Origin of the sequence: Methylobacillus arboreus (genome assembly GCF_020532725.1) — a bacterium.
Lineage (GTDB): Bacteria > Pseudomonadota > Gammaproteobacteria > Burkholderiales > Methylophilaceae > Methylobacillus > Methylobacillus arboreus.
In genome coordinates, this window is the sequence record NZ_JAJAVC010000006.1 from 501,086 (window position 1) to 513,660 (window position 12,575).

Below are 12,575 nucleotides of genomic sequence, written 5' to 3' on the forward strand. Positions count from 1 at the left end.
GCCTACTTAAGCAAGGAAAATGCCCGTGCCATCAGCTCTGCCTGGCTGCCAGGCAGCTTGCCGTCCGGACTCAGTTTGTCGATTGCCTGCGGCAGGTACTCGGCAAGCTTGCTGCCGAATTCATCCACGGGCAGGGAAAACTGCCCCGCCATCGACTTGATCAGCTCAGTCCCAAACACCTGCAATACCTGTTGCAAGGTCAACGGCAGATTGCTGCCGGAGCCCAGCCATGATTCGACCTCGGCACCCAGGCCATTGGCACGCAGCTTGTCGAGCACACCTTGCGGCCCGCCGGACTTGTTCATGAGTTCCAGCCCGGCCTGCACCATCGGGTTGCCACTGTTTCCAGCAAGTTTGCCCATGACCGAACCTGCAATACTGTCAAACAATCCCATGATATTCCTTTAAATTTTCCTAGAAACGCTCGCCCGGACGCAGATAACGCCAAGTACCCACAGGCAATTTACCCAAGGTCACGCTGCCTATACGCACGCGCTTGAGTCCGACCACGGTCAGCCCGACCAGTTCGCACATGCGGCGTATCTGGCGCTTGCGCCCTTCGCGCAAGACAAAGCGCAACTGGTCTTCATTCTGCCAGGAAACCTTGGCAGGCTTGAGTGTGACGCCATCCAGGCTCAGGCCATGGTTGAGCTTCTTCAACCCGTCTGCACTGAGCGTTCCCGTCACACGCACCAGGTATTCCTTCTCCACACTGGAATCCTCGCCGATGAGATGGCGCGCAATACGGCCATCCTGTGTCAGGATGAGCAATCCAGTGGAATCAATATCGAGACGCCCTGCCGGCGCAAGGCCGCGCAGGTGCCCGCGCTGAAATATTATCTGGCTGGGGTCTTCATCCCAGTGATTATCAGGGTGCACCAACACAATGGCGGGCTCATAACCGTCTTCCGCCTGGCCAGACACATAACCTACCGGCTTATGCAGCAAGATAGTGACCGTTTCTGCCTGGTGCTTGTGTGCCTCTTTGCTCACCTTGATTTCCGCATCAGGCGATACGCGCGTTCCGAGCACATCCACCACCTTGCCATCCACCGTCACCCAACCATTGGCAATAAACTCGTCCGCCTCGCGGCGTGAGCAAAGGCCAAGCTCGGCCATGCGCTTGGAAAGCCGGGGCAGCTCGGGATTGCCGGGGGTTGGCTTAGGCGAGAACTTGGGGTTGGTACTTCTATCCTGATTGAATACGCCCGGCTCAAAACCATCACGCTGCTTGCCCCCACGGCGAGGCGTGTCACGATCGGTAAATTGGCGCGGCTGGGCATCTTTTTGGCCATGCGGTTTCCTGGCAGATGCCGGTTTGTGATCTGCCGGCTTTCTGGAAGGTTTTTCTAAAGCGATTCGTGCAGACTCTGGCCTGGCCCTGCGTTCTTTTACAGGAGCAGCCTTTTCTGAACTCCGTATTTCCTCGCTCTCACCCTGCGAGGCCTTCACCGCATAATCTGGTGCTGTCGTACGCGACCGCTTGGCAGGATCCGCCCTGCGTACCGGTGGCTTGCCAATGGTCTTGGATGAAGTTGCTGCACCGGGTTTCAGTTTAAGCGTGGTCATGACGTGATTTTAGCATAGCAGCCATCCGCACCCATCATTCCGCGTCCTGCTTCACAACCTCAAACAACCGATTGCTTATCAAGGTAGTGACCTGTCACATTGGAATGCCTGACAAAATTATGTATTATAACTATCGTTATAACATTGACCCATTGAGGTAAGCCCTATGTCCACACTCAAATTGACGCAAATTGGCAACTCGCTGGGCGTGATTCTGCCCAAGGAATACCTGAACAAGCTCAAGCTGAAAAAGGGCGATGAGGTTTTTGTCACAGAAAGCCCAACCGGTATTACGCTGAGCGCCTATGACCCTAATTTCGAGGAGCAGTTGGAAATGGGACGTGAATTCATGAAAGAGTATCGCGACACTTTCAAGGCGCTGGCTAAATAAATGTCCTGGCGCTGGCTAGACAAGCAGCTACTGCTGGTGCTGCACGATGAAAGCCTGGCAGAACATGGCGGGGATTCAGGCATGCGCGATGAAGGATTGCTGGATTCCGCGCTTGCAAGGCCAATCAATCTTGCCAACTACGAGTCGCCTGACTATGCCGACCTGGCGGCCGCATACTGTTACGGTATCGCCAAGAACCATCCCTTCATCGACGGCAACAAACGCGCCGCCTTGCTGGCGGCTGGTTTGTTCTTGCTGCTGAATGGCAGAAAGTTGACCGCATCGCAGGCAGATGCCACGCTCACGATTGAGAACATGGCTGCAGGCGGTATCAGCGAACTGGAACTTGCCGATTGGCTGAGACGTAACAATCAGCCGAAAAAATAGCAACGGCCAGTGCAACTGGCTATTGCTATCAAGCGCATCAAAGCTCATTCAGACCTTCTGGTAAACCGCGCTACCGCGCTTGACGAACTCAATCGCCTTTTCCTGCATGCCCTTGCTCAGCGCCGCCTGCTCGTCCACGCCCAACTTGTCTGCATATTCGCGTACGTCCTGCGTGATCTTCATCGAGCAGAAATGCGGGCCGCACATAGAGCAGAAATGCGCCTGTTTGGCGCCTTCCTGCGGCAGTGTCTCGTCGTGGAATTCCTTGGCTTTTTCAGGATCGAGGCCGAGGTTGAACTGATCGTCCCAGCGGAACTCGAAACGTGCCTTGGATAGCGCGTTATCGCGGATCTGCGCGCCTGGATGGCCCTTGGCCAAGTCGGCCGCGTGGGCGGCAATCTTGTAGGTGACAATACCCACGCGCACGTCTTCCTTGTCCGGCAGGCCCAGGTGCTCCTTGGGCGTGACATAGCACAGCATCGCGCAGCCGTACCAGCCGATCATCGCGGCACCGATGCCGGAAGTGATATGGTCGTAACCAGGCGCGATATCGGTAGTCAATGGGCCGAGTGTATAGAACGGCGCCTCGCCGCAATGCTCCAGTTGCAGGTCCATGTTCTCCTTGATCATGTGCATGGGCACATGGCCGGGACCTTCGATCATGCATTGCACATCGTGCTTCCAGGCAATCTGGGTAAGTTCGCCCAGAGTTCTGAGTTCGGCAAACTGGGCTTCATCGTTGGCATCGTAGATGGAACCGGGACGCAGGCCATCACCCAGCGAGAAGCTGACGTCATAGGCCTTCATGATCTCGCAGATGTCCGCAAAATGCTCGTAGAGGAAGCTTTCCCTGTGATGCGCCAGACACCACTTCGCCATGATGGAACCGCCGCGCGACACGATGCCGGTCATGCGCTTGGCCGTCATCGGGATGTAGGCAAGGCGCACGCCGGCATGGATAGTGAAGTAATCCACGCCCTGCTCGGCCTGCTCGATCAGGGTGTCGCGAAAGATTTCCCAGGTCAGGTTCTCAGCCTTGCCGTTGACCTTTTCCAGCGCCTGGTAGATAGGCACGGTGCCGATCGGCACGGGCGAGTTGCGGATGATCCATTCGCGGGTTTCGTGGATGTTCTTGCCGGTGGACAAATCCATCACGGTATCGCCGCCCCAGCGCGTGCCCCAGACCATTTTTTCCACTTCTTCGTTGATGCTCGACGAAATGGCCGAGTTACCGATGTTGGCATTGATCTTCACAAGGAAGTTGCGGCCGATGATCATCGGCTCGATTTCCGGGTGGTTGATGTTGGCAGGAATAATCGCACGGCCACGCGCCACTTCGTCACGCACGAATTCAGGGGTAATGACTTTGGGAATGGAAGCACCGAAATGATGCCCGGCATGCTGGGTTTGCAACAATTCGCTCATCCCCTCGCGGCGCTGGTTCTCGCGGATGGCGATGAATTCCATTTCCGGCGTGATGATGCCTTGGCGTGCATAGTGCATCTGCGACACGTTCTTGCCAGGCTTGGCGCGCAAAGGATTGCGTGTCAGGTTAAAGCGCATGTCGGCCAGCTTGGGGTCGGTCTGGCGCTCATGGCCGTATTTCGAGGTCGGCCCATCCAGTTGCTCGGTATCATTGCGTTCTGCAATCCAACCCGCGCGCAAGGCCGGCAAGCCATTGCGGATATCAATCTGCACGTCCGGGTCGGTATAGGGGCCGGAGGTGTCGTAGACGACAACAGGCGGGTTCTTTTCCGCGCCAAATGCCGACGGCGTATCGGACAGGCTGATTTCACGGAAAGGCACGCGGATGTCAGGACGCGAGCCTGCTACGTAAATCTTGCGGGAATTGGTAAACGGCTGCGTAGTACCCGGGTCGACCTGGGCAGTGGCATTGAGGAATTTCTCATGCAGGTTTTTATCGGTGGCGTTCATTCAGTGCTCCAGAAAAATGCAGGGAGCGATGAAAGCTTCATGGACGCTGGAAAGAAACCAGGCAGGGGAACCCATTGAAACCTACAGCCGCTTCCCTACGGTGGGATAATCCACGTCAGGTTCAAAGGGTAACTCTCACTGCAACTCCCAGCCCCAACATCAATTGAGACAGGAAAAGCAGACCCCTAGCGATAGGTGGAATCTACGTTAAATCCCTGGTGGAATCAAGTGTAATAAAAACATTGAATCAGAAATAAGCCATTGAAAAACCGTGTTAATCTCCCGTATAGCGACAAAGCCGGCACTCATAATCTTTTCATCTCAACAATCAAAATCCCTTACAAAAGCGGGATTAGCTTGAATCTCCATCAGCGAACGCTATAATCGGCAAACCGATACCCATGTGATGGATAATGTTATGCACCACGATGTAGAACAAGCCCGCTTCAACATGATAGAGCAGCAAATCCGCCCCTGGGAGGTACTAGACGGCACTGTGCTGGATCTGTTGAGCCGAGTTCCTCGCGAAGCTTTTGTCCCCAAGCAATACCAAGGCCTGGCATTTGCTGATATCGAAATTCCCATCGGCTCAGGCCAGACCATGCTTTCCCCCAAGATGGAAGGCCGCATCCTGCAGACATTGGGAATCAAACCCGCGGACAAGGTACTGGAAATAGGTACCGGCAGTGGTTATCTCACCGCCTTGCTCGCTTCCCTGGCTCGCGAGGTGCACAGCATTGAAATCAATGCAGAACTGAGCCGTCAAGCCCATGAGAGACTGATACAACAACACATTCACAATGTCACCCTGTATGTCGGTGATGGCGCCCAAGGCTGGCCCGACAATGCGCCGTATGACGTCATCGTGTTCACAGGGTCACTTGCGCTTCCGCCCCTGGCAGCACAACAACTGAATGTCGGCGGCAGGCTGTTTGCCGTGATAGGTGAAGCGCCTGTGATGGAAGCCACTATCGTGCGCCGCATCAGCGAGGAAAGCTTCCGTCAGGATGTGATTTTCGAGACCTGCCTGCCCCAGCTCGAAAATGCACCGCAGCCGCAAAAATTCAACTTCTGAATAAAAGAACGGGAGCCAGAAGCTTCCGTTTTCGTATCGCCTTTCTTTAAGTTACTGCATCCCTGCGCCCGCGGGAAAACTCGCCTAGCAGGCTTAGTTTTCCCAGCAGAAAGCAAAGGCAGCCTGCTCAGCAATCCCAGTTAAATTGACACTGTTAACTTAACAGTGTTTAATTTAAAGATATTATTTATTTGATATCCAGTGTATGCCTCGCAGAGTCAAAACCCCGGAACAACGCCAACACCTGAAAATGCTGATACTGGATGCGGCACGCCAGTTGTTTGTGGAGCGCGGTATTGAGGCTGTTTCCATGCGCGAGATTGCCAAGCGCACAGCCTACTCTCCCACGACAATCTACCTGCACTTTGTTGACAAGAACGACTTGCTGCAAACCCTGTGCGATCACGATTTCAGGATTCTCTCCAAGGATCTGCAAAGCATTCACACCGATGCCAGCCAGGATGCGGTCGAGCAACTTCAGGCACTATGCCGCGCTTACTCCCGCTATGCGCTGACCTACCCCAACCATTACCGTTTCATGTTCATGACGCCAAAGCCTGTTACCAGCAAGGACAAATCCAAGGTTCACCATGGCAATGTCGAGCAGGATGCCTATGCACTACTGCGCTTCATGGTCAAACAGGCATTCGAGCAACAGGTATTCCGCCCTGAACTACACAATATAGAGCTGATTGCCCAGACGCTCTGGGCCGGGATTCATGGGGTATGCGCATTGCAAATCAGCATGGCTGACGACGACTGGGTGGACTGGCAGCCGATAGAACAACGCGTCACCCTCATGCAAGACACCATGATTCAAGGCCTGACCAGGCCTCATCCTGCCCACTAGGTATAGATATGCCCCAAAAGCCCGCCCTGCACATGCCATCTTCGCCAGCAAGCCCCAACTTTATAGGTAACAACAGGTATTTCAGGCTGCCCTGTACCATGTGGCTGCTCAGCCTGACCCTGTCTCTACTTGCCGCTTGCCAGAAACCCGCCCCGGAAGCACCCCCACCGCGGCCTGCACTGGTAATGAAAGTAGAAGCCGCCGATGACATCAACCATGGCCAGTGGCTGACGGGCGAGGTACGCCCGCGCTATGAGTCGGCGCAAGGTTTCCGCATCGCCGGCAAGATTGTCCAGCGTTATGCGGAAGTAGGTGATCACGTCAAAAAAGGACAAGTACTTGCCAGGCTGGACGCAGAGGACAACAACCTCTCCCTTGCTGCAGCCCAGGCTGCCCTGCATGCCGCAGAGGCCGAACTGGCCCTGGCCGAGGCGGATAGCAAGCGCCAGCGCCAGCTCTTTGAGCAGCGCTTTATTTCCGCCGCTGCGCTGGACTCGGTGGAAACACGCCTGAAATCCACCAATGCCCAGGTGCAGCAGGCCAGGGCCCAGGCCAGGGTAGCAAGCAACCAGGCGCAATACACCACACTGACGGCAGAGCGCGATGGGGTGATCACCGCGATCAATGCAGAGCCTGGCCAGGTGGTCAGTGCCGGGCAGACCATCGCGCGTGTTGCGGTGCCGGGCATACTGGAGGTGCAGGTTGCCATCCCTGAATCCCGCATGCAGAACCGGCATGCAGGAGATAGCGCTGTCATCCGCCTTTGGTCGCACCGTGAGCAGGCTTATCAGGGCCGCATCAGGGAAATAGCACCCGCCGCTGATCCATCCACCCGCACCTTCCAGACCCAGGTATCGTTGCTGGATCCCGATGAGAACGTACAGATCGGCATGACGGCGGGAGTCAGGCTGGACGACCACCAGCATGGCTTTGTGCTACCCAGCACCGCTGTCTCCCAGCAAAACGGCCAGGCGGAAGTCTGGGTTGTTGACGCCGACAACCAGGTACGTCCGCAGGCTGTCAGCATAGGCAGCTATAGCGAGCAAGGGGTCAGCATTCTTTCCGGCCTCAACGGCGGCGAAACTATCGTGGTCACCGGCGTGCACACCCTCACTGACGGGCAGGTCGTCACCCCGGTCAATACCGAGGTTGACCAATGAGCGAACAACGCGGTCATTTCAACCTTTCCGACTGGGCCCTGCACCATCGCAGCCTGGTGCTTTACTTCATGCTGGCACTCACCATTGCCGGCATGCTCGCCTACACCAAGCTCGGGCAGTCTGAAGACCCGCCCTTCACCTTTAAGGTCATGGTGGTGCGTACCTTGTGGGCCGGCGCCAGTGCCCATGAAGTGGAACAACAGGTAACGGACAAGCTGGAAAAGAAACTGCAGGAACTGCCTCACCTGGATATCCTGCGCAGCTATTCCCGCCCGGGCGAATCGCTGATTTTCATCCTCGCCAGGGACGATACGCCACCCAAAGCCGTGCCTGATGTCTGGTACCAAGCCAGAAAAAAGATAGGCGACATCCGCAACACTTTGCCCGACGGGGTGCAGGGGCCATGGTTCAACGACGAGTTCGGCGATGTCTATGGCAACCTCTATGCCCTGCATGGCGATGGCTACGACTATGCCGAACTGAAGAACCAGGCCGAATCCATCCGCAGCGAATTGCTCAGGATCAAGGATGTCGCCAAGGTCGAGTTTTTTGGCGAGCAGCCGCAGCGCATCTATATCGAACTGGCCAATGCCAAGCTGGCAACCCTGGGTATCAGCACCGGCACCCTGCTGGATACGCTGAAACAGCAGAATCAAGTTAACAGCGCTGGGGCTTACGACAGCGGGCCGGAACATATCCGCATTGCCGTCAGCGGGCGCTTTGACCGGTTGGACAACTTGCGCGAGCTGAAACTGCGGGCCAATGGCAATGAGTTCCGCCTGGGTGATATTGCGAAAATCTACCGTGGGTTTGAAGATCCGCCTACCTCGCGCGTACGCTTCATGGGCAAGGAAACCCTGCTGCTGGGCGTAGCCATGAACCATGGCGGCGATATCATTCAACTGGGCCGCGCACTGGATAATGCCACCACCCGCATCAGCGTCCAGTTGCCCGTGGGCTTGAACCTGGATACCGTGTCTTCACAACCTAGGGCCGTCGTCAGGTCCGTCAATGATTTTGTGCATTCACTGATAGAAGCGCTGGTGATTGTGCTGGGCGTCAGCCTGCTGTCACTGGGTCTGCGTACGGGCATTGTCGTCGCCATTGTCATCCCGGTAGTGCTGGCCATTACCTTCCTGCTGATGGAAATATTCGGCGTGGGCCTGCACAAGATTTCGCTGGGCGCATTAATCCTGGCGCTGGGCCTGCTGGTGGACGATGCCATTATTGCCGTGGAAATGATGGCATCGAAAATGGAACAGGGCTGGGAGCGCATGAAAGCCGCCTCGTTTGCCTTCACCTCCACGGCCATCCCCATGCTGACCGGCACGCTGGTCACCGTGGCAGGGTTCCTGCCGATTGCCATCGCCGAATCCGCCACCGGTGAATACACCCGCTCCATCTTCCAGGTTTCGGCCATTGCCCTGCTGGTTTCCTGGATTGCGGCAGTGATCCTTGTGCCCTACCTCGGCTATTACCTGCTGCCTGACTATCGGCAGCAAGCAGCCAAGCCGCCTTCACGCGCGGCCCGTTGGCTGCAACGCATCGCTCCTGGCCTGAACCGATACCTGGCAGCACGCAAGCAGCAACACCTGCAACATATAGGGGCCGGCGAACATGCCAACATTTACGACTCGCGGTTCTATCAACGCCTGCGCCGCCTGATCACGCAGTGCGTACGCCACCGTTGGATCGTCATCACGACCACATTGGCACTGTTCATCGCCTCGGTGGTTGGCTTTGGCCTGGTGCAGCAACAGTTTTTCCCTGATTCCACTCGGCCCGAATTGATTGTCGACCTGCGCCTGGCGGAAGGCTCCTCGTATGCCGCCACCGATGCGGAGGTCAAAAAGCTGGAGCAATGGCTGCAGCAACAGTCCGGCATAGAAAACTATGTGGCCTATATTGGCAGCGGCAGCCCGCGTTTCTACCTGCCGCTGGACCAGCAATTGTCACAACGCAGCTTTGCCCAGTTCGTCATCCTGACGGCAGGCGATGCGCAACGCGAGGCCCTGCGCAGCAAGCTGCTGCACTTGTTCGACACTGACTTCCCTGCCCTGAGGGCCTCGGTGTTGCGCCTGGAGAACGGGCCGCCGGTCGGTTTTCCGGTGCAATTCCGCGTTTCCGGCCCTGAAGTGGAGAAAATCCGCGACATCAGCCACCAGGTGGCAGATATCATGCGCAGCAACGCCAACCTCACCAATGTGCAACTGGATTGGGAAGAGCCAAGCAAGGTCATGAAGGTGGAAGTGGATCAATCCAAGGCCAGGCTGTTGGGCGTCAGTTCCACTGATATTGCCAACCTGCTCAATGCCGCAATGCGCGGGCTGTATGTCACCGAGTACCGTGACGGCATAGAGCGCATAGACCTCGTGCTCCGCGGTGATACATTGGAGCGCACCCACCTCTCGCACCTGTCCGAACTGATGGTGCCCACCAGCGCCGGCACCAGTGTTCCGCTCTCGCAACTGGCCACCATCACCCCTGGCTTTGAAGATGCCGTGATCTGGCGCCGCAACCGCGTCCCCACCATCACCGTTCGAGCAAACCTGATCGGCCACTTGCAAGCCCCAGTTGTTTCCGAGCAGGTGGAAAAGAAACTGGCCGATATCCGCCAGCACCTGCCAGTGGGATATGACCTGCAAACCGGCGGCGCGGTCGAGGAGTCAGCCAAGGGCGGCCAATCGGTAGCAGCCGGGCTGCCACTGTTTATTTTTGCCATGCTGACCATTCTCATGCTGCAACTGCAGAGTTTCTCGCGCACCATGCTGGTGTTATTGACCGCGCCGCTGGGCCTGATCGGCGTCACCATCGCCCTGCTGATATTCGACAAGCCATTCGGTTTTGTCGCCATGTTGGGCACCATTGCGCTATCGGGCATGATCATGCGTAATTCCGTGATCCTGGTAGATCAGATCGAACAGGACAAGCGTGCCGGCAAGCCGGAATGGGAAGCGATTGTCGAATCCGCCGTGCGCCGCTTCCGTCCCATCATGCTCACAGCGGCAGCCGCCATCCTGGCGATGATCCCGCTCACCAGGAACACATTTTTCGGCCCCATGGCCGTCGCCATCATGGGAGGCTTGACCGTGGCCACCGTGCTGACGATATTGTCCCTGCCCGCGCTATATGCCGCCTGGTATCGGGTTAGAATGCCGGACAATCAATCCCTGACACGGTATTAACAGACTTTCCAGAGATCAATACCATGAGAGTTACTCACATCCATACCCGCCTGTTCATCCTCGCAATGGCTGGCCTGATCTCATGTCAGGCGCAGGCTGAAAACGGACAGAACCTGCTTGATATCTACGAAATTGCACTATCCAGTGATCCCACGCTCGCGGCAGCGCGCAGCGGTAACCTGGCGGCACAGGAAAAGATCGAACAGGGCAAGGCCTTGTACCGGCCCACAGTCAACTTCACGACTGAGGCCAGCCATTCCGAGACCGACATCCGCTACCTGGGCGACAACGCCATTTTCCGCAACGCCGGGCGTGAATCCTTTGAAGTATTCGGCTTTGGCGTTAACTTCACCCAGCCTATCCTGCGCAAGGAAAACTGGGTGCAATACAAGCAGGCGCAAACCCAGGTTTCGCAGGCGGACAAGCAGTTGATGCTGTCACAGCAAGACCTGATGCTACGCAGTGCGCAAGCCTATTTTGACGTGTTGATGGCACAGGACCAGATCGACCTCATCAACAGCCAGAAAGCTGCCATTGCCGAGCAATTGGAACAAGCCAAGGCCAATTTTGAAGTAGGCACTGCCACTATCACGGATGTGAATGAAGCACAGGCAAGGTTCGACCTGCTCAAAGCGCAGGAAATCACCGTGCACAATGATTACGAGGTGCGCAAGCGCGCGGTGCAGGCCATCATTGGCCGCCTGCCGGAACGCCTCGCCACGGTACGGCAAGACCTGCAAACGCGGCCACCGCAGCCTCTTGATATGGAACAATGGGTAACCCTTGCGGCACAGAACAATCTGGAACTCAGCATTCAACAGGAGGCCTTGCAGCTTGCCAGCCAGGAAGTCGAGCGCATGAACGCAGGCCACTGGCCCACACTGGATATGGTGGGCAGCTATGCAGATACCCGCTCAGGCGGCAGCCCGAATGGTTTCGGCACTGATTTGCAGAATGCCACCATCGGCCTCAGGCTGAATATCCCGCTCTACCAGGGCGGCGCCATCAGTTCGCGTGTGCGCGAAGCCATTTCCAACCAACAAAAAGCTATGGATGAAGTCGAGGCCGCGCGCAGAAAATCGGAGTTGGATACGCGCCAGGCCTATCTCAGCCTGACCGGCAGCGTGGCACAGGTGCAAGCCTATGAACAGGCACTCAATTCAAGCCAGAGCCAGCTTGATTCCACCAACCTGGGATATGAAGTCGGCGTGCGCAACAGCGTGGATGTGCTCAATGCCCAGCAGCAACTCTTCACCGCCAAGCGCGACCTGCTGCAATCGCGCTATGGCTATCTCATGAATGTGCTCAGGCTCAAGTATGCCATCGGGCTCCTGAACGAGGCCGACCTTGCCGAAGTCAACGAGCGCCTGGTCGTCACCAGCAGCCTGTCGCAATAACAGGAGCCACTCATGCCCATTGCCCATCTCGCCATACGTGAGCAAAGCCAGCTGGTCATCGTCGATGTGCAGGAAAAACTCGCAGCCGCCATGGCGGAAGACGCCATCGCCTCCCTTGCCCGCAACTGCGGCATCCTGCTGCAGGCCGCCGGTTTGCTGGAAATCCCGGTGATATACACCGAGCAGTATCCAAAGGGCCTTGGCTCCACGCTCGCGGAGTTCTCCCCGTGGCTGGAAAAGGCCGCCCGGGTGGAGAAAACCGCGTTCTCCTGCCATGCCGTGCCCGCCTTCCGCAGCCAGCTCACGCGCGACCGGCCGCAACTTGTGCTCGCGGGCATGGAGGCGCATATCTGCGTATTGCAAACCGCGCTGCAATTACAGCAGCACGGTCACCAGGTGATCGTGGCGGAAGACGCAGTGCTCTCGCGCCATCCGGCCAACAAGGCCAATGCCCTGCAACGCCTGCAGCAGGCCGGTGTTGTCGTGAGCAATACCGAATCCATCGTATTCGAGTGGTTGGAAAAAGCAGAAGGAGATGCCTTCAAGGCAATCTCGCGGCTTGTGAAATAAAACATCGAAATGGGCAATGGCAGACGCAAGTCCCCAACGATGTCACTATCTCACTC

Annotated in this window: 11 protein-coding genes and 1 riboswitch; of the genes, 8 read left to right on the forward strand and 3 right to left on the reverse strand. The window is 56.8% G+C overall.

From position 1 onward, the window contains the following. Positions 1-2 precede the first annotated feature (2 nt). Positions 3-395, reverse strand: coding sequence for a YidB family protein (locus LG198_RS08405; RefSeq protein WP_230342727.1), 393 nt, complete (start codon positions 393-395; stop codon positions 3-5). A gap of 19 nt (positions 396-414) precedes the next feature. After that, positions 415-1,569 carry a pseudouridine synthase gene (locus tag LG198_RS08410; protein WP_230342728.1) on the reverse strand — a complete coding sequence of 385 codons (1,155 nt, stop codon included), beginning with the start codon at positions 1,567-1,569 and terminating at the stop codon, positions 415-417. 166 nt (positions 1,570-1,735) lie between these two features. Between LG198_RS08410 and LG198_RS08415 the strand changes: the two genes are divergently transcribed. Both LG198_RS08415 and LG198_RS08420 read left to right on the forward strand, forming a co-directional pair. Then, complete coding sequence (locus LG198_RS08415; RefSeq protein ID WP_230342729.1) at positions 1,736-1,960, forward strand: AbrB/MazE/SpoVT family DNA-binding domain-containing protein; 225 nt, start codon at positions 1,736-1,738, stop codon at positions 1,958-1,960. Beyond that, the gene (locus tag LG198_RS08420; RefSeq protein ID WP_230342730.1) at positions 1,961-2,347 is read left to right on the forward strand and encodes a type II toxin-antitoxin system death-on-curing family toxin; all 387 of its coding nucleotides are present in this window, start codon (positions 1,961-1,963) and stop codon (positions 2,345-2,347) included. It begins immediately after the preceding gene. Positions 2,348-2,395: 48 nt separating this feature from the next. Here the strand turns inward: LG198_RS08420 and thiC are convergent, their stop codons facing one another. Beyond that, positions 2,396-4,282 carry a phosphomethylpyrimidine synthase ThiC gene (thiC, locus tag LG198_RS08425; RefSeq protein ID WP_230342731.1) on the reverse strand — a complete coding sequence of 629 codons (1,887 nt, stop codon included), beginning with the start codon at positions 4,280-4,282 and terminating at the stop codon, positions 2,396-2,398. A 75-nt stretch (positions 4,283-4,357) separates the two neighbouring features. Beyond that, a riboswitch (TPP riboswitch) is annotated at positions 4,358-4,479 on the reverse strand. Between the two features lie 221 nt (positions 4,480-4,700). Here thiC and LG198_RS08430 point away from each other — a divergent pair. The 6 genes from LG198_RS08430 to LG198_RS08455 all read left to right on the forward strand — a co-directional run bounded on the left by LG198_RS08430 (position 4,701) and on the right by LG198_RS08455 (position 12,519). Continuing rightward, a complete protein-coding gene (locus tag LG198_RS08430; protein WP_230342732.1) occupies positions 4,701-5,357 on the forward strand; it encodes a protein-L-isoaspartate O-methyltransferase family protein in 657 nt (218 codons plus the stop codon). A gap of 205 nt (positions 5,358-5,562) precedes the next feature. Next, positions 5,563-6,207 (forward strand): TetR/AcrR family transcriptional regulator, encoded by a 645-nt coding sequence (locus LG198_RS08435; protein WP_230342733.1) that lies wholly within the window; start codon positions 5,563-5,565, stop codon positions 6,205-6,207. 98 nt (positions 6,208-6,305) lie between these two features. Continuing rightward, complete coding sequence (locus LG198_RS08440; RefSeq protein ID WP_230342734.1) at positions 6,306-7,367, forward strand: efflux RND transporter periplasmic adaptor subunit; 1,062 nt, start codon at positions 6,306-6,308, stop codon at positions 7,365-7,367. Beyond that, positions 7,364-10,552, forward strand: coding sequence for an efflux RND transporter permease subunit (locus tag LG198_RS08445; RefSeq protein ID WP_230342735.1), 3,189 nt, complete (start codon positions 7,364-7,366; stop codon positions 10,550-10,552). The genes LG198_RS08440 and LG198_RS08445 overlap by 4 nt, the downstream gene beginning before the upstream one ends. A 23-nt stretch (positions 10,553-10,575) precedes the next feature. Further along, the gene (locus LG198_RS08450; protein WP_268866820.1) at positions 10,576-11,949 is read left to right on the forward strand and encodes a TolC family outer membrane protein; all 1,374 of its coding nucleotides are present in this window, start codon (positions 10,576-10,578) and stop codon (positions 11,947-11,949) included. Between the two features lie 12 nt (positions 11,950-11,961). Further along, complete coding sequence (locus tag LG198_RS08455; RefSeq protein WP_230342736.1) at positions 11,962-12,519, forward strand: isochorismatase family protein; 558 nt, start codon at positions 11,962-11,964, stop codon at positions 12,517-12,519. The last annotated feature ends 56 nt before the right edge of the window (positions 12,520-12,575 follow it).